This is a genomic window from Candidatus Microthrix parvicella Bio17-1 (assembly GCF_000299415.1).
Classification (GTDB): Bacteria; Actinomycetota; Acidimicrobiia; order Acidimicrobiales; family Microtrichaceae; genus Microthrix; species Microthrix parvicella.
Map to the genome: position 1 here is coordinate 225742 of NZ_AMPG01000003.1, position 16680 is coordinate 242421.

11 protein-coding genes and 1 pseudogene are annotated in these 16680 nt (G+C 67.3%); 9 read left to right on the forward strand and 3 right to left on the reverse strand.

The window, feature by feature from the left end; translation table 11 throughout:
- Positions 1 to 38: 38 nt before the first annotated feature.
- Positions 39 to 1829: a bifunctional lysylphosphatidylglycerol flippase/synthetase MprF gene (locus MPARV_RS25615; RefSeq protein ID WP_020378768.1), complete on the reverse strand. Its 1791-nt coding sequence runs from the start codon at positions 1827 to 1829 to the stop codon at positions 39 to 41.
- Between the two features lie 32 nt (positions 1830 to 1861).
- Here MPARV_RS25615 and MPARV_RS25620 point away from each other — a divergent pair, with 32 nt between their 5' ends.
- Positions 1862 to 2143, forward strand: coding sequence for a hypothetical protein (locus MPARV_RS25620; protein WP_238538877.1), 282 nt, complete (start codon positions 1862 to 1864; stop codon positions 2141 to 2143).
- Here MPARV_RS25620 and MPARV_RS26115 read toward each other — a convergent pair.
- Positions 2038 to 3438 (reverse strand): annotated as a pseudogene (locus MPARV_RS26115) (lysine--tRNA ligase); the annotation flags it as partial. The gene MPARV_RS25620 and the pseudogene MPARV_RS26115 overlap by 106 nt on opposite strands.
- Positions 3439 to 3531: 93 nt before the next feature.
- Between MPARV_RS26115 and MPARV_RS0114340 the strand changes: the two are divergent.
- The 5 genes from MPARV_RS0114340 to MPARV_RS0114360 all read left to right on the forward strand — a co-directional run bounded on the left by MPARV_RS0114340 (position 3532) and on the right by MPARV_RS0114360 (position 9521).
- The gene (locus MPARV_RS0114340; RefSeq protein ID WP_157789651.1) at positions 3532 to 4197 is read left to right on the forward strand and encodes a hypothetical protein; all 666 of its coding nucleotides are present in this window, start codon (positions 3532 to 3534) and stop codon (positions 4195 to 4197) included.
- Positions 4194 to 6665, forward strand: coding sequence for a glycoside hydrolase family 38 N-terminal domain-containing protein (locus MPARV_RS0114345; RefSeq protein WP_020378772.1), 2472 nt, complete (start codon positions 4194 to 4196; stop codon positions 6663 to 6665). The genes MPARV_RS0114340 and MPARV_RS0114345 overlap by 4 nt, the downstream gene beginning before the upstream one ends.
- 125 nt (positions 6666 to 6790) lie before the next feature.
- Positions 6791 to 7591 (forward strand): molybdate ABC transporter substrate-binding protein, encoded by an 801-nt coding sequence (gene modA / locus MPARV_RS0114350; protein ID WP_020378773.1) that lies wholly within the window; start codon positions 6791 to 6793, stop codon positions 7589 to 7591.
- A gap of 38 nt (positions 7592 to 7629) precedes the next feature.
- Complete coding sequence (locus MPARV_RS0114355; RefSeq protein ID WP_012226303.1) at positions 7630 to 8436, forward strand: ABC transporter permease; 807 nt, start codon at positions 7630 to 7632, stop codon at positions 8434 to 8436.
- Positions 8433 to 9521, forward strand: a complete 1089-nt coding sequence (locus MPARV_RS0114360; protein ID WP_040055657.1) for a sulfate/molybdate ABC transporter ATP-binding protein — start codon at positions 8433 to 8435, stop codon at positions 9519 to 9521. The genes MPARV_RS0114355 and MPARV_RS0114360 overlap by 4 nt, the downstream gene beginning before the upstream one ends.
- Before the next feature lie 30 nt (positions 9522 to 9551).
- Here MPARV_RS0114360 and MPARV_RS0114365 read toward each other — a convergent pair whose 3' ends face one another.
- Positions 9552 to 10469 (reverse strand): hypothetical protein, encoded by a 918-nt coding sequence (locus MPARV_RS0114365; protein ID WP_020378775.1) that lies wholly within the window; start codon positions 10467 to 10469, stop codon positions 9552 to 9554.
- A gap of 218 nt (positions 10470 to 10687) precedes the next feature.
- On the opposite strand from MPARV_RS0114365, the gene MPARV_RS0114370 reads away from it, so the two are divergent.
- From MPARV_RS0114370 to cydD, 3 genes are read left to right on the forward strand one after another with little or no spacing between them, the layout of a single operon-like run.
- Positions 10688 to 12136 carry a cytochrome ubiquinol oxidase subunit I gene (locus MPARV_RS0114370; protein ID WP_020378776.1) on the forward strand — a complete coding sequence of 483 codons (1449 nt, stop codon included), beginning with the start codon at positions 10688 to 10690 and terminating at the stop codon, positions 12134 to 12136.
- Between the two features lie 9 nt (positions 12137 to 12145).
- Positions 12146 to 13270 (forward strand): cytochrome d ubiquinol oxidase subunit II, encoded by a 1125-nt coding sequence (gene cydB / locus MPARV_RS0114375; protein WP_020378777.1) that lies wholly within the window; start codon positions 12146 to 12148, stop codon positions 13268 to 13270.
- A complete protein-coding gene (gene cydD, locus MPARV_RS0114380) occupies positions 13270 to 16647 on the forward strand; it encodes a thiol reductant ABC exporter subunit CydD (protein ID WP_020378778.1) in 3378 nt (1125 codons plus the stop codon). The genes cydB and cydD overlap by 1 nt, the downstream gene beginning before the upstream one ends.
- The last annotated feature ends 33 nt before the right edge of the window (positions 16648 to 16680 follow it).

The following is a 16680-nucleotide window of genomic DNA, read 5'->3' on the forward strand; positions in this document are numbered from 1 at the left end:
ACCCGGGTTGGTGTCGGAGCGAGCGGACCGTTGTCGGCTCAGGAATCTTGATCGTCGGTCACTTCGGGAGCGTACCGAGTGGCGACCGGTGGTGAGCGGGTGATCGTGTAGTTGGAACCTGCGATGAGGCGGCTCAGCCGACGTCGCCAGTCGAGGGCGATCGCGCCCTCGAGTTTGGCGACCATCCTGACGATGGCGATCAGATCACGTCTGGCCTTGAACGCCCCGTAGCGCGGCACCCAGTCGGGGCCGAACCTGTCGTTGTAGGCATACAGCGAGTCGATGTAGAACGTCTTCTTGAGGCTGGGAGGCAGCGCGTTGGCGGCGCGACCCAGAAGTGACGGCCCCCCGGCGGTCTCCGCCAGGGGAGCAAAGTTCAAGCTGACCGTGTCGCGGCCGTGATAGCCGATGACCTGAAGGGTGTGAACCAGCAGAAAGTCGTTGATGCCATTTAGGGCCTGCCGGGTGCGCCGCATCATATCGAGCGAGTAACTGTTTCGGTTGTAGACCGGTACGAAGCTGAGGTACGCCACCACCCGCGGCAGCCCGGGGACGGAGGGATCCAGCGCTACGGCGAACGCCGCATCCTGGTCCTCGAAGTCCGGCAGCCGGCTGAGCGTCATCGAGAAGCCCTTTTCGTCGGTACCACCGAATTCTTGAAGCCAGCTGCGGTCGAGGTCATCCATTTGGGAATACACGTGACCGGGCACCTCCTCGAGACGGTAGAAGGCAAACTCGATGCCGTGGGCCTCAACGCTTCGCACGGCACGCTTGAGCGCCGACCCGCGAGCGCCCAGGTTTTCCAGGCTGAAGCGGTCGACCTCGAGGCTGGCCTCCTCTCCCAGTTTCACGGTGCGAAACCCGCGCTTGCCCAGATCGTCGGCCAGGGTCTGATCGATGGCCCAGAAGGCCACGACGTAGCCGTCTCGTTCCATGTCATGTAGAAAGTCGTTTAACAGCGTGGCGCGGTGTTGCGGGGCGCAGATGGGGTTGCCTGACGCCAGCACGAGACCGTTGGCAAGGTCGTAGCCGATCAGACCCCGGCCGTCGCGCCAGATGTAGTGACGCTTTTTTTCGTTGGTGACGAAGTAGTCGAGGCTGTCGGCGCCGCAGCGGCGCAGCAGATCCCGGGTGGCCGCCACACTCAGGCGGACATCGTCGGGCCGCAACGATTTCAGCAGGCGGATGAGGAAGGCCAGACAGGCCACAAAGAATGCGATCGTCGCCAGCAGTTGCAGGCGTTGCAGGTTGTCGATCGTCGAGGTCGGGTCCCCCAGCGAGTAGGTCCGCGCCTGGTCCCAGGTGACGTCCAGCACCAGCATGGACACCCCCCAGTAGACGCCCGAGATCACTGCCAGCGACGCCAACCAGCCGAGGTAGACCGACGCTCGCATCAGGTTCGAGCCGCGCACCGTGTACCGGTTGCGTGTTGACAACAACGATCCGACGAGCGCCAGGTTGGTGATCAAGGCCACCACGTCCATGCCGCCGCCGCCGCCCCGGCTCACCGCCGAGAGTGGGGCCCAACTGACGAAGGTGAACCCTGCGATCATCCCCACCGACAGCAGCCAGATGTCGCGGCGCCGTTGCTTGAGGCCGACGGCGATTCCCACCAGTGCCACCCCGAGCAGCGGCAACAGCAGGTCGGCGAACGTGATTGACGTGCCGGCGGGCTCGTTGAAGAACCATTCGGTGGCTCCCACCAACTCTGCGATACCCAGTAGGAGGTACAGCCCGCCGACCACGGCAAACAGCGTGGGCACCAGGTTGGTGACGATCGCCATCACCATCCGCGGGAGGAGTGCCCGCAGCCGGGTGGCGGTCGGCATCAGAAGCGCGGCAACCGGTGTGTGCGCGGTAGATGTTTGACTCCAGCTCGATTGCGGGGAAGATGGCGCGGTTCAACGGGTTGACGAAATGCCTGGTGGCCGGAAACGGCACGCCCTCGCGGGCGGTGACCCCTTCAAAGAACCAGAAGTTGCGTTCGCTGTGGCCGTACCCGGCGGTGGGCGCCATGCCGTATTCCAACATTTCGATGAAGTCGATGTCGAGCATCTGCGCCTCGCTGTCGCCCGAGTCTCGCAGCGCCTGCTGCTCGCGGAAGCGATCGAGTTGCTCCACCGGGTCGTTCAGTTCCGAGTAGCCGTTGCCCAGCTCGGAGCCACCGATCACCGGGTGGAAGCGTTGCGTCACCAGCGGGTTCGCAGCCACTTTGGCCAGCGGCGAGAGGAAGGTTGGTTCGTGAACCATGAACGCCGGGCCGCCGATCGTGGCGCGGATGGACTTCCAAAGCAGGTCGATGCCGCGGTTGACGTTGACGGTCTCGGGGGCGAACCCGATGTCGTGGTGTTGGAGGGCGGCGGTGACCTCGTCGATCGAGGTGTCAAACACGTCGAGGTTGAAGCGCTCGGCCACCGCCTGCCCGTAATCGATCAGTGTCCAGTCGTCGTCGAGGTTGACGTCGAAACCCCGGATGGTGAACCGTTGGCGACCCCACACCTCCTGCGCGACATAACCGAAGAGTTCCCGCACCAGGTCCATGGCGTCGCGGTAGTCGGCGTAGGCCCAGTACAGCTCCATGGCCACATGCTCGGGCAGGTGCTCGGGCCCGATGCCCTCGTTGCGAAAGCGCGGGCCGATCTCGTACACCCGCTCGTACCCGGCACCGATCAGACGCTTCAGGTAGAGCTCCTGGCTGATGCGCAGGTAGAAGTCGGTGTCGATCGTGTCCATGTGGGTCATGAACGCCTTGGCGTCGGCGCCACCCGTGGTGTGCTCCAGCACCGGGATGTTCATTTCCAGGAAGCCACGTTCGGCAAAGAACCGCCGGTGGGCCTCCCAGAAACGGGCGCGTCGCTCGTAGCGGCCCCGGAGCTGAGGGTTGACGTTGATGTCGACGTAGCGCCGACGCTGGCGGTCGCCGGGGTCGTTCATGCGGTGGGGATGCGGGCGTAGCGCCTTGGTCAACATTCGAAGTGACGTCACCAACACCGAGCGTTCGCCCTTCCTGGTCGTGGTGACCGGCCCGGTCGCGCCCACCAGGTCGCCGCGGTCCACCAGGTCGCTCACTTCGGCGAACCCCAATGCAGCGGTCGCCGGGTCGGCCGGGGTGAGGCACGACTGGTCGACCATCAACTGGATTCGACCGCTCTGGTCGGCAAGTTCCATGAAGATCAAACGGCCGAAGTTGCGCACGTGTCGGATTCGTCCGGTGACCGTGACCGTTGCCGCTTCGTCGGCCAGGGCATCGAAGTTGGCCAGCACCTCGGCGCTGGTGTGCGAGCGGTGGCTCGTCGCCGGATACGGGTCGTAGCCCAGTTGCCGCAGCCGGGCCGCCTTGGCCAGGCGTAGACGCCGTTCCCGGATGAGCCCCGGCGCCCCTCCCGGCGACTCATCGTCGGGATCGGACGACGTGTCGGGCGGACCGTCGATGGGCATTCCAAGAATGGTACCGAGGTCGAGGCTCCGGCACTCGGCGTCGAACGCGTGCACACTGGAGCGAATGACCGCGTATTGCAGGGTACGGTTTTGTTGAGCAGGTCGATCGTGCGGCGCGAACGCGCCTACGGGCCGTCCGACGGGATTCCGGTGGCCTTCTACTGCGGGGCCGGTACCACCGGGCGCAGCTACGAGCTCTGGCTCCGGTTACTCGGTCGCCGCGGTCTTCGGGTGTGCCCGTACTCTTTTGCCGTCGACGCGTATTCCGACGACGTGGACCACACCTGCGCGAGGCTGTTGTCGGCAGCGGACGAGTTGGCCGGCGACTTGGAGGGTCCGGCGGTGATGGGGCTCAGCCTGGGTGCCGACCTGGCGTTCATGGTGGCCAACCGTCGCAGCGACGTGCGCAACCTGGTGGCCATCGCCACCGGTGCCAGTTTTGCCCGGTGTGCCTGGCAGGATCGGCCCCTTCGTCGTCGGCTGATCGAGAGGGGCTGGACGTTGCCGAGGTTGGAGATCGCCTGGCGCGAGCTGTCGCCCGAACACAACCTCCCCGATGGGCCCAACCGGCGCGTGAGGTTCTCCTACTCCGCCTACGATCGGCTGATCGGTGCTGCCAACGCCAGTGAACTCGCTGCTGCGCTGCGTGCCTCCGGCGCTGTGGTCGACGTTCGCCGAGGTCACGCCCCCGGGCACCTCGCCGCGTGCGCCGCCGGTTTGTCGGCCCCTGCATCCCTCGCCAACGCGCTGAAGCGATGACCAACTCAACCGAGGCGGTCGTGCGCTCACTCCTCGGCATCCCGTCGGCCGCCACCGAGGTGGTCGTCGTGGCCGAGACGTCCCATTGGGACCCCAATTGGCTGCTGACCGCTGATCGTTACTACCGCTGGTGTGTGCGCCCGGCCCTCGATCGCACCCTCGACGAGTTGGCGTCCGATCCCAGGCGCGTCTTCAGCCTGGAGTGCCTCTTTTTCGTCGACCTGTATTGGCGTGACCGACCCGAACGGCGCCCCGAGCTGGTTCGCCTGGTGAACGAGGGACGGCTGCGGTTCACCGGCAGCGGGGTCACCACGCCGGACACACTTTTGCCCGAGGACGAGTTGTTGCTGCGGGATCTGCTGGTGGGCCAGGAGTGGTTGCGAACGCGGGGCATGACCCAGGAGCCTCGGCTGCTCTACCTGCCCGACAGCTTCGGGCATTCGCCCGGCCTGCCGGCGTTGCTGCGGGCGGGCGGGTTCGACTACGCAGCGGTGTGCCGCATCGACGGCATGCGGTTTCCGGGTGCCGACCTGGAGCCGGCCGCCAACTTCCCCCGGCCGGGCACCAGCGCGGCGCATCTGTTGGCCGAGGGCACCGCCGACTTTGTCTGGCGCTCCGCCGACGGGAGCGAGGTGCTCACCCACTGGATGGCCCACGGCTACGGCCATGGCGACATGATCGCCAGCGGTGGCCTGAGCCGGGTCCTGGGCCTGCCCGCAGCGTGGCCCGATCGCCGCCCCGTCCACGTCGATGCCCGAATCGACGGCTACCTCGCCGACCTGCGCCTCGTGGCGAAGACCCCGTACCGGCTGCTGGGCATCGGCTACGACTTCGTTCGGCCGGTCCCTCGCCTGGTTGCACTGCTCGACGATTGGAACGAACGCCACTACCACCGCACCGGAACCTGGCTGGTGAACGCGGCGATCGACGATTATCTCGACCTCGTTGCGCACCACCGACACCTGCTGCCCACCATCGACCTTGATCCCAACCCCTATTGGATGGGCTTCTACGCCACCCGTCCCGAGCTCAAGGCTCAAGCCCGGGATTTGGGGCGGCGGCTCCTTGCCGCAGATGCGCACGATGCGACCGTGGCGCTTGTCGAAGGCGGCCCGGTTGAGCGCCCGTCGGCCCAGCGGCATGCGCGGTGGATCGCCGCCACCTCCAACCATCACGACTTTGTCACCGGCACCGCCCCCGACCGTGTGGCGCGCACTGAGCAGGCGGGCTGGCTCGCCTCGGCCATCGACGAGACGCCATGGCCCAACCCGGGCGATGGGCCCAACCCGAAAGAGGACCGTGGGCAGGGTGCCGATCTCCGGCCGGGGGCCGACGCCCGCCCAGGTCCGCTGTCCGTTCGCAGCGACGGCCACCTCGTGGTTGTGGCGGCACCGTGGGGCACCGCCGTGTTCGACCCCCGGAGGGGCGGCGCACTCGTCAGCCTCACCGGCCCCGGCGGAGCGGAACTGCTGGAGGGGCCCAGCCTCGAGCTGCGCTCCTACACCGACAGCGGAGGCCTGTGGCGTCTCGGCAACGAGTTGCACGGGGGACGCTGGTCGCTGAGCGATTGCAGCACCGATCACCCGGCAACCATCCAGGTCGATCACGACGGCGGGGTCGCGCAGGTCCATGTGCGCACGAGGCTGGCCGGGCGCTCCAGTTTGCTGCAGCACACGATTCGGTCCGGTGACCCGGCCATCGTCACCCGCAGCTCCGTCGACGTCCCCAACCGGCGCACCGTCACCCTCGCGGTTCACCAGCGGGCCGCACCGGCCAGGGTCACCATGCACCAGCCGGGCGGGGTCGTCGAACGTCCGCTCAGCCGCTACTACGAGCCGACCTACTGGCCGCTCCACTCGTTCGCCGTCACCAGACCCGTCAGCTCTGATCGATCAGCGCTGGCGGTTGCCACCGCCTCCCCGACCGGGCTCCACGTCGACGCCGGGGGCATCACCGAGGTCGTGGTCGCCCGCACCGCGGTGAAGGAGGTCGCCTTTCGCGTGGTGCCGGTGATGGCCCCCGCTTGGGGACTCAGCTGGGAGAGCCAGGACGCAGTCGTTGCATGGGGTTGGCACGATGCCGATACCGATGCCGATGCCGATGCCGATCGCTCCCGCAGCGCCGTTGGCGTCGGGCGTCATCTGGCCTCGGTCGTGGACCGCTCCGTCGGCCACGGCGCCCCCAACCGCCCGGTTCACGTGAGCGACCTGGACGTCGAGATCGCCGCGGTCAAGCCCGCCGACCGGGGTGCGGGTACCATCGTTCGACTTCGCAGTTGGGCATCCCCGTCGGTCCCGAGAACGGTGAGCGTTCTGCTGAACGAGCACCTCGACGTCGACCTGGTTGCGGCCTGGCTGACCGACAGCCGGGAGCGTGACCTCTGCACGCTTGACGTTGCTCCACGAGGCCTTGGGGTGCCCATCGATGGGCACCTCACCACCGTCCGTCTCGCAACCCGCCCACGCTGAGGGTGCGCCGTTGGTCGTGAGATCCGACGTTGTTCGGATGCCTACCAGCCTGGAGCCCCATGTCCAAAGGTCTCCGGTGGATACGGGCTGGGTAGGGTTCACACTTGGCCCTCTTGAGGAGTGCAATGACCAAGCGGTTGTGGACGGTTTTGTTGGTGGGAGCGATGGCTCTCGCTTCGGTCGGCTGCGGAGGTGACGAAGAGGGCTCGGCGAGCACGGGTACCACCGCCCAGGCGGCGGACGACACGGTTGACGGTCCGGTACTGGTGTTTGCGGCGGCCTCGCTCACCGATGCGTTCGGTGAGATGAAGACCTCCTTTGAGGCCGACAATCCCGGGGCTGAGGTGCAGCTGAACTTCGCCGGCAGCTCGGCGCTCCGTGAGCAGATTCTCGAGGGCGCCCCGGCCGACGTCTTTGCCTCGGCCAACGGTTCGAACATGGACGCCGTGGTCGAAGCGGACCAGGTCTCCGGGAAACCGGACGCGTTCGTCACCAACAGCCTGCAGATCGCTGTGCCGCCGAAGAACCCCGGCAAGGTCAAGGGTCTGGCCGACTTCGCCAACGAGGAGCTGCTGATCGGGCTGTGCGCCGAAGCGGTTCCGTGTGGCGACTTTGGTCGGGAGGCGTTGGCCAACGCCGACGTGAAGGCATCGGTCGACACCAACGAGCCCGACGTTCGGGCTTTGCTCACCAAGGTTGGTGCCGATGAATTGGACGCCGGCATTGTGTACGTCACCGACGTGAAGGCGGCGGGCGACGACGTGCTGGGCATCGATATTCCCAAGGCGGACAACGTGGTTGCGACCTACCCCATCGCCGCACTTGCGGAGGCTCCCAACCCTGATGGGGCTGCGGCCTTCACCAAGTTCGTGTTGTCGGAGCAGGGCCAGGCCATCCTGGTCGACTTTGGCTTTGGCGCACCGTGAACGCGCTTTGTTGAGCGCGATTTTGTGATCACGGTTCCATGAGCGCGGCGCGCCGGCAGCGGGTTGGCCAACGGCCCCCGCTCGTGCTGGTAACTCTTGGTGGCATCGGCGCGGCGGTGTTCATCATTCCGTTGTTGGGGCTGGCCAGTCGCACGCCGTGGCGCAAACTCCCCGAGTTGGTGTCCTCCGATGTCGTGGTCGACGCATTGCGGCTGTCGCTGTTCACCTCGTTGCTGGCGGGGATCATCTCGTTGATGTTGGGGGTGCCGCTGGCCTGGCTCTTGGCTCGGGTGGAGTTTCCGGGCCGCAGCATCGTCCGGGCGGTCGTCACGCTGCCGATGGTGTTGCCGCCCGTCGTCGGCGGTGCAGCGTTGCTGTTTGCGTTTGGCCGTCGCGGTCTGGTGGGGGAGCCCCTCAACGCGGCGACCGGGTTCCTCATGCCGTTCTCGGTCTGGGGTGTGGTGGCGGCCAACGTGTTCGTGGCGATGCCGTTTCTGGTCGTCACGGTGGAGGGCGCGCTTGCCGGCCTGGACACGCGCTATGAGCATGCAGCGGCAAGCCTGGGGGCCTCGCGGCTCACCGTGTTCAGGCGAGTGACGCTGCCGATGATCGCCCCGTCGCTGCGTGCGGGCCTGGTGCTGGCCTGGGCCCGGGCATTGGGAGAGTTCGGCGCCACCATCACCTTCGCCGGCAACCTCCAGGGACGCACGCAGACCCTGCCCCTGGCGGTGTTCGTCGCCCTCGAATCCAATCGGGACGCTGCGGTGGCGATGAGCCTGGTGCTGGTGGCGGTGTCGCTGGTGGTGCTGTTGTCGTTGCGTGACCGCTGGTGGACCCGGCCGTGACCAGCGTGGCGCAGACGACCGCCGGCCTGTCGGCCCGCATCGTCGTGAGTCGCAGCGACACGTTCACGCTCGACCTCGAGGTGGCGATCGAACCCGGCACCACCGCCGCGCTGCTCGGCCCAAACGGCTCGGGCAAGTCCACCACGGTGGACGCACTGGCCGGCATCGTGCCGCTCGACGAGGGGCGCATTCAACTGGACGGTCGGGTGCTCGACGATCCCGATGCCGGGGTGTTTGTGCCGACCGAGCAGCGGGGGCTGGGCGTGGTGTTTCAGCAGGGGCTGTTGTTCGACCACCTGGACGTCGCCGCCAACATTGCCTTTGGGCCCCGCTCGGCCGGACGGCCATCCAAGCAGGCCGATGCGATCGCCCGCCGGTGGATCGACACGCTCGACCTGGCTGACCTGGCCGATCGGCACCCCAACCGATTGTCCGGCGGGCAGGCCCAACGGGTGGCGTTGGCCCGGGCCCTGGCCACCGACCCGGACCTGCTGATGCTCGACGAGCCGCTCGCCGCACTCGACATCGCCACCCGCACCAGGCTTCGCCGAACCCTTGCCGCCCACCTTGACTACTACGAGGGTCCTCGGTTGTTGATCACGCACGACCCCGTCGACGCGTTCCTTCTCGCCGATTGCATCTACATCCTGGAGGGGGGATCGGTGACGCAGGCCGGCAGCGTGGAGGACATCCGTCGCCGGCCGGCCACCCCCTATGTCGCTGCGCTGGCCGGGCTCAATTTGCTGAGCGGAATCAACAACAACGGCATGGTGAAGCTGAACGACCACCCGTCCCAAACCTTGCAGAGCGCCGACAGGGCCACCACCGGCTCGGTGCTGGTGACCATCCACCCAACCGCCGTGGCGTTGCATGCCGAGCAGCCTCACGGAAGCCCCCGCAATGTCTGGGGGAGCACGGTTGTCGCCGTCGAGCCGCTGGGGGACATCACCCGCATCATCCTCGGTGAGCCATTGCCGCTGAACGTTGACATCACCCCGGCGTCCACCGAGTTGTTGCAGCTGAAACCCGGCGCAACGGTGTGGGCATCGGTGAAGGCCACCGAGGTCAACCTCAACCCGGCGTAGCGGGTTGGCCTGGAATGACCGGTGACGCGTTCAGGCCGGGAGTTCCTGCAGGAACAGGTCGTAGCTCTCCTTGAAACCCACCTGACCGGCGGGGGTCTTGGCGCTGACGTTGGCGTCGAGGGTTCGCCGCACGACGACGCCCTCCTCGGTGACCCAGAAGTCGTTGTCGTAGGTGCCGTAGGTGGTCGTGCCCTTGGTGCCGACCACGGTGCTGATGCGAAGGCGTTGGGTGTCGACCTTGGTGCCGTCGACGGTGACCGACTCGTGGCCCAACACCTCGCTGGTCAAGACGGCGGGGACCGTCCCCACCATGTCCCCGCTGGCGGTGCACTTCACCGTCGCCTTGGGGCGGGTGTCCAGCTGGAAGAGACCGGCGGGCCAAACGGTGGCCTCGGGGCAGGTGGTGATCGTTTCATCCTTGACCCCGACGAACTCGTGGCGGGTGGTGAAGCTTTGCAGCGACAGGTCGCCTTCCTCCGTTGCGCACAACACCAGTTCGTCGTCGCGTTGTTCGAACAGCTTCAGCCTGACGGTGGAACCGCCGCAGTCGTTGCCGGTCGTTGTGGTGACCACCTCGGGTGGAAACTCGTGCAGCGGCCCGCCCAGCAGGTCGACGTATTCGGTTCCTTTGGCGTTGTACACGAAGGCACCCGATGCGAGTTCTGTCTCGGCGTTGCCGTCGCTGCCGCCCTCGGCTTCGTCGAACTGCTTGACGATGGCTGCGGTGTCCACCGGATCGGACCGGTCGCGCACCTCGACGACGATCTTGACCAGCGCCAGCACGATGGCCGCCGCGCCCAATGCCACGATCGCCATCCGAAGCCTGCGCGGCAGTGCCGCCCATCTTCCGGGTTGGTCGGGTGCCGGTTGGCTCTCCTCGGGCGGTGCCGCTGCGGCTGCGTTGGGTTCGTCGGGAGTGTTGGAGTCGTCGTCGATCGATGCGGTCATGACGCTGCATCGTCGCGCGATTCGGTGTGTCGGGCGAGTAGATCCCGTCGATGTCACTGAACCGGCTATCTCATCAAGTCACTGCTTGTCACCGAATCAACGCAATATCGTGTACCGAGAGGGTGGCGCAATGCACAGGCTGAGGATGGCGGAAGGAATGCCCTCGCTCCCTAGAGTCACCGTGACCAGAAGTTTTCGGACCTACGCAAGGACGCGTGATGGAGTCTCTCAACCTGGCCAGGTGGCAGTTCGGTATCACCACGGTGTACCACTACTTCTTCGTGCCGATCACGATTGGGCTGTCACTCGTCGTGGCCCTGATGCAGACCTTTTGGATGCGCTCCCGCAATCCCGAGTGGCTGCGCCTCACCAAGTTCTTCGGCAAGTTGTTCACGATCAACTTCATCCTCGGGTTGGCCACCGGCATCGTTCAAGAGTTCCAGTTCGGCATGAACTGGTCGGACTACTCCCGCTTCGTCGGCGACATCTTCGGCGCGCCGCTGGCCATCGAGGCGCTTCTGGCCTTCTTCCTCGAAAGCACGTTCCTCGGTCTGTGGATCTTCGGGTGGGGTCGCATCAACGAGAAGGTTCACCTCGGGGCGATCTGGCTGGTGCACATCGGCACCGTGCTGTCCGCCTTCTTCATCCTGGCCGCCAACTCGTTCATGCAAAACCCGGTTGGCTACACCAACAATCCGGTCACCGGCCGTGCCGAGCTCACCGACTTTGTTGCGGTCCTCACCAACAAGGTGCAGTTGGTCGCGTTTCCGCACGTGATCGCGGCCGCCTGGATGAGCGGTGGTGCGTTCGTGTTGGGCATCGCGTTGTGGCTGATGTGGCGCTCGCAGACCCCCGAGGGCGACCTGGGCATGTATCGCCGCTCCGCAAGGCTGGGTGCGATCATCCTGCTGCTGGGTGGTGTCGCCGTGACGATCACCGGCGACCTCCAGAGCCGGGTGATGACCCAGGTGCAGCCGATGAAGATGGCGGCGGCCGAGGCGCTGTACGACACCTCGCCCGAGGGCAAGGGTGCGTCCTTCTCGATCATCTCGGTCGGCACGCCGGACGGTCAGCATGAGACCTGGGCGATCCGGGTTCCGAAGCTGCTGTCGTTCCTGTCCACCGGCACGCTCGACGGCCGGGTCGAGGGCATCAACGACCTGCAGGCCGAGTACGAGTTGGCCTTCAGTGGCAATGCGCTGACCGAGGCGGCGAACTACCGCCCGATCATCCCGGTCACCTACTGGACCTTCCGCTGGATGATCGGCACCGGCATGGCTGCGATGGCCATTGGGGCCTTTGCCCTCTGGGCCCTGCGGGGAGATGTCCGCCGCCTGACGTCCAAGCGCTGGCTGTGGACCAGCCTGGCGGTGATCCTGCTGCCGCTGTTGGCCAACTCCTTCGGCTGGATCTTCACCGAGATGGGCCGCCAACCGTGGCTGGTCTTCGGCGTGATCACCACCAAGATGGGCGTCAGCCCGGGGGTATCGGCCTGGGAGGTGGCGGCGTCGCTGGGCACCTTCACCCTGCTCTACGGCGCACTGGCGGTCGTCGAGGTGGGGCTGATCCTCCGCTACGGACGCACCGGAGCCGAGCCGGCCCCGCCACCCGAGTCGCTCGACCCGAGCGAACGCGACGACGACGAACCATTCGTGTTCTCCTACTAAGGCGCTGATATGGAACTCACCACCGTTTGGTTCATCCTGATCGCCGTCCTGTGGATCGGCTACTTCGTCCTCGAAGGCTTCGACTTCGGCGTCGGCATCCTCTTCCCCGTACTGGGCCGAGACGACCCGGACCTCGGTTCCAATGACCTGGCCGAGACCGGCGAGATCCGGCGGCGCGTGATGCTGTCGACGGTCGGGCCGGTGTGGGACGGCAACGAGGTGTGGCTGCTCACCGCCGGCGGCGCCACCTTTGCTGCGTTCCCGCACTGGTACGCCACCCTGTTCTCGGGCTTCTACCTGCCCCTGCTGCTCATCCTCGTCGCCCTGATCATGCGGGCGCTCGCCTTTGACTACCGCGGCAAGGTGGACGACCCGGTGTGGCGCCGGCGTTGGGACTGGGCCATCTTCGGTGGTTCCCTGGCCCCCGCGTTGCTGTGGGGCGTTGCGTTCACCAACATCGTGCGCGGCGTGCCGATCGACGCCGAGATGGAGTACACGGGCAACCTGTTCACGCTGCTCAACCCCGCAGCGCTGCTCGGCGGGGTGACGACCGTGGCGCTGTTCACCGCCTACGGGGCGATGTTCCTGGCGCTGAAGACCGACGGTGCCATCCGCGCCAAGGCACGGGACATCGCCCTGCGCGTCGGCCTGGCGGCCGCCGTGTTGGCGGTGGCCTGGCTGGCGGTCATCCACGCCACCACCGGCTCGGTGGAGTCGTGGATCATGGCCGGCGCCGGTGCGGTCTTGCTGCTCGGGGCGCTGGCGATGCTGCCATCGGGCCGAGAGGGTTGGGCGTTTGCCCTGGCGTTCGCGGCGATCGGGATGAGCGTCGGCTCGCTGTTCGTCGCATTGTTCCCCGACGTGATGCCGAGCACCACCGACCCGGCGTTCTCGCTGACGACGACCAATGCGTCGTCCACCGATTACACCCTGAAGATCATGACGTGGGTGGCCGTCGTGTTCACCCCGATCGTGATCGGTTACCAGGGCTGGAGCTACTGGACGTTCCGCAAGCGGGTGTCGGGCCACCACATCCCCACCGAGGTGGCCCTGGCCGCCCGTCCCGAGGCGGGCCGCAGGCCAAAGCCCGCCGCCACTGCCGGCACCTCGGCCGGAGGCAGCACCGACGCCTGATGGGCCCGATCGATCCGTCGCTGCTGCGAGCGCTGCCCGGCGCCCGCAGCCGGGTGGCCCGACTCGCCGGGATGGGCGTCATCTCGGGCGTCCTCGCCCTGGGGCAGGCCATTGCGGTGGCCGCCTCGGTGACCGCAATCGTGCGTGGCTCCTCGCTGGCCATGCCCCTTGCGGTGTTGGGCGCCGTCCTGGTGCTTCGTGGCCTGGTGTCGGCGGGGGACGAGGTGGTCAGCCGCGAGGCCGGCCACCAGGTGAGCGGTCAGATTCGGGTTGGTCTGCTTCAGCGTTGGCTGGCCAGTCCGCCTGAGCGGCGACCGAACCCCGCCGAGGCGGTGGCGTTGGCCGGCCCGGGCGCCCAGAGCGTCGAGCCCTACGTCGCCGCGTACCTTCCGGCGTTGGTCACGGCAGTCACCGTCCCGGTGTTGGCCGTGCTGGTGCTCGCCTGGGTGGATATCTGGAGCGCTGCGATTTTGGTGTGCACCTTGCCGTTGCTGCCGTTCTTTGCGGCCTTGATCGGCATGCACACCGAGGCGGAGACCGCTCGTCGCTGGGGCGCCTTGCACGCGCTGGCCGGGCACTTCCTCGATGTTGTGCGGGGCCTGCCCACCCTGGTTGCCTACGGTCGGGCCGATCACCAGGTGGAGCACATCTCGACGGTTGGCGATGCTCACCGACGGGCCACCGTCCGTACGTTGCGCACTGCGTTCCTCTCGTCGGCCGCCCTCGAGTTGTTGGCGACGATCTCGGTGGCGATGGTGGCGGTGGCGGTTGGCCTGCGGCTGGCCAACGGGTCGATGGACCTGAAGGTGGGGCTGACCGCCATCCTGTTGGCCCCCGAGGCCTACTGGCCGGTGCGACGGGTGGGTCAGGAGTTTCACAATGCGGCGGACGGCTCCGCTGCGCTCGATGCCGCGCGGCCGTACCTAGAAACCGCTGACCAGCAGATTCCGGCGGCCGAGGCCGACGAAGCGGAACGCCGGGTGGCTGTCGCCGACGTGACCTTTGGCTATCCCGATCATCCCCACATCCTCAATCGGCTCAGCCTCGACACCTCGGCCGACGTGGGTTTGACCGTGCTCACCGGGCCGTCAGGCAGCGGCAAGAGCACCCTGTTGGATCTGATCGCCGGGATTCGAACGCCCACGTCGGGTTCGATCCGTGCGAGGCGAGCGCACCTGGCCACCCAGCGACCCCTCGTGCTGCCGGGCCCCGTGGCCGACGTCGTGCGGTTGGGGGCGCCCGATGCAAGCGATTCAGCCTGCCAGGACGCGTTGCGAACGGTGGGGCTTTGGTCGGCGTTGGCCGAACGCCAGGGGTTGGACACGCCGTTGGGCGATGACGGGTTCGGGCTGTCGGCCGGACAACGCACCAGGCTGGCGTTGGCACGAGCGCAGCTGAGCGACGCCCCGCTGCTGCTCCTCGACGAGCCCACCGCGCACGTCGACGTCGACGACGTCGGTGCCTTGCGGGCGGTGGTGATGGGGTTGGCCCAGGAACGGCGGGTGATCGTGGCCACCCACGATGCAGCGCTGATCGAGCTCGCCGATGATCGCTGGAACCTGACCGACCAACCCGCCGGCGTCCCGTTGCCGCGCTATGCGTCGCTCAAGGTGGAGCGCAATGTGGAGAGCAAGGTGGTCGGCAAGACGGCGTCAACCACCGCATCCGCTCCGGGCCTGGTCACACACCCGGACCAGGAATCGGACAAACCGACTGATGTGTCCGGCTTGGCGGGCACCGCCCTGGCCTGGTGGCAACGTCGATCGACAGCCGCTCGTCTTCGGCTGTCCTGCCTGCTCGGTGGCCTGTCGGTCACAGCGGGCGTCGCCCTGACGGCCACTTCGGGATGGCTGATCGTGCAGGCATCGACCCAGCCGGTGGTGCTGACGCTGCTGGTGGCGATCGTGGGCGTGCGCACCTTCGGTATCGCCCGCCCGGTGCTGCACTACGGCGAGCGGGTTGTGTCCCATGATGCGGCGTTGGAGACGCTGGCCAAACGCCGGGTCGATGTGTACCGACGTCTCGTACCACTCACGCCCGCCCGCCTGGGTCGCCGCCACCGGGGCGATCTGTTGACCGCGGTGGTGACCGATCTCGACGACGCGATCGACGCTCAGGTGCGTGTGCTGGTGCCGTGGTGGTCCACCGTGATCGCCGGGGGCTGCGCCGTTGCCATCGTTGCGGTGGCCGTGCCGGTGGCGGCCCTGGTGCTTGCTGTGGGTGGCGCGCTCGCTTTTGGTGTTGCAGCGCTGGGTTCGCGGGCCGAGCAGTCGGCACAAAACGATGCGGTCCGGGCACGCGGCGAGGCGCTGCGGATCACCACGGATCTGGTCGATCGGCTCGATCAGGTGCGTGCGGTCGCGGGTCCGTACCCGCGTGCCGCTGCCGCGCCGATCGGCCGGGTTGAGGATGCCCACGTCCGGCAGGGTGAGGCCGAGGCTCGGCTGATTCGATCGCGCGCGCTCACCTTGGCGATGTTGTGGGCGGTTCTGGCGGCGACGGTGGTCGGCATCATGATGCTCGCATCCGGTGGCCTCAACGGGGGAGCGGTGTCTGCCCCGATTGCAGCACTGGTGGCGTTGGCTCCCATCGCACTCGCCGATGCGTGGGTGGGCTTGGCGGAGATCGGTGGCGCTCGGGCGCGGGCCCGGCAGGCGGAGGTTCGGCTTGATGGCGTGCTCAACCAGAAGCCGGCGGTGAGCGACGACGGCGCCTTGGGGTTGCCCGACGGGGTGCTTCCGGTGACCGCCGAAGCCATCAGTGCTGCGTGGACCGCCGAGCAGCAACCGTTGGGACCCTTCACGCTGCCCATCCTTGGGCCGGGTGTGCGTGCCCAGATCTCGGGGTCAAACGGCATCGGCAAGTCGACGATGCTGGCGGTGCTCGCCCGGCAACTCGAACCGGTCACCGGCACCCACCTGCTGGACGGCATATCCGCCGCCGATGTGCGCCTCGATGTTGCCCGGGCGGACATCGCCGTTGTGGATGATGAACCCCACGCCTTCGCCGGTACCATCCGAGCCAACCTGGCGCTCGCCCGCCCGACGGCGACCGACCATGACCTGTTCGCCGCGGTGGACTCGGCTGACCTGTCGGCCTGGCTCGCCCGTCAGCCCGACGGGCTCGACACGCCGCTGGCCGGGCTCAGCGGGGGCGAGCGAACCCGCCTGGCATTGGCCCGGGCGATCCTGTCGCGGCGCCGGCTGGTGCTGCTGGACGAACCCATCGCCCACTTGGACGAGGCAACCGCCCAGCGAGCGCTCGTTGGGCTTCTGGCCGATGGCGACCTGGCGGTGGTGGCGGTCAGTCACCAGCAGCTGCCCATGATCGACGCCGAGATCGCCCCGCCACCGGTCGAGGCGGTGGGCGCACCGTAGGTGTACCGCCGGGCAGCGGGTTCGCTACGCACC

Bases quoted from the DNA above. Each gene is read 5' to 3' on its own strand.
- MPARV_RS25615 (WP_020378768.1), bottom strand. From the start codon at position 1,829: ATGCCGACCGCCACCCGGCTGCGGGCACTCCTCCCGCGGATGGTGATG.
- MPARV_RS25620 (WP_238538877.1), top strand. From the start codon at position 1,862: ATGTTTGACTCCAGCTCGATTGCGGGGAAGATGGCGCGGTTCAACGGG.
- modA (WP_020378773.1), top strand. From the start codon at position 6,791: ATGACCAAGCGGTTGTGGACGGTTTTGTTGGTGGGAGCGATGGCTCTC.
- MPARV_RS0114365 (WP_020378775.1), bottom strand. From the start codon at position 10,469: ATGACCGCATCGATCGACGACGACTCCAACACTCCCGACGAACCCAAC.
- cydD (WP_020378778.1), top strand. From the start codon at position 13,270: ATGGGCCCGATCGATCCGTCGCTGCTGCGAGCGCTGCCCGGCGCCCGC.
- MPARV_RS0114370 (WP_020378776.1), top strand. From the start codon at position 10,688: ATGGAGTCTCTCAACCTGGCCAGGTGGCAGTTCGGTATCACCACGGTG.
- cydB (WP_020378777.1), top strand. From the start codon at position 12,146: ATGGAACTCACCACCGTTTGGTTCATCCTGATCGCCGTCCTGTGGATC.
- MPARV_RS0114355 (WP_012226303.1), top strand. From the start codon at position 7,630: ATGAGCGCGGCGCGCCGGCAGCGGGTTGGCCAACGGCCCCCGCTCGTG.
- MPARV_RS0114345 (WP_020378772.1), top strand. From the start codon at position 4,194: ATGACCAACTCAACCGAGGCGGTCGTGCGCTCACTCCTCGGCATCCCG.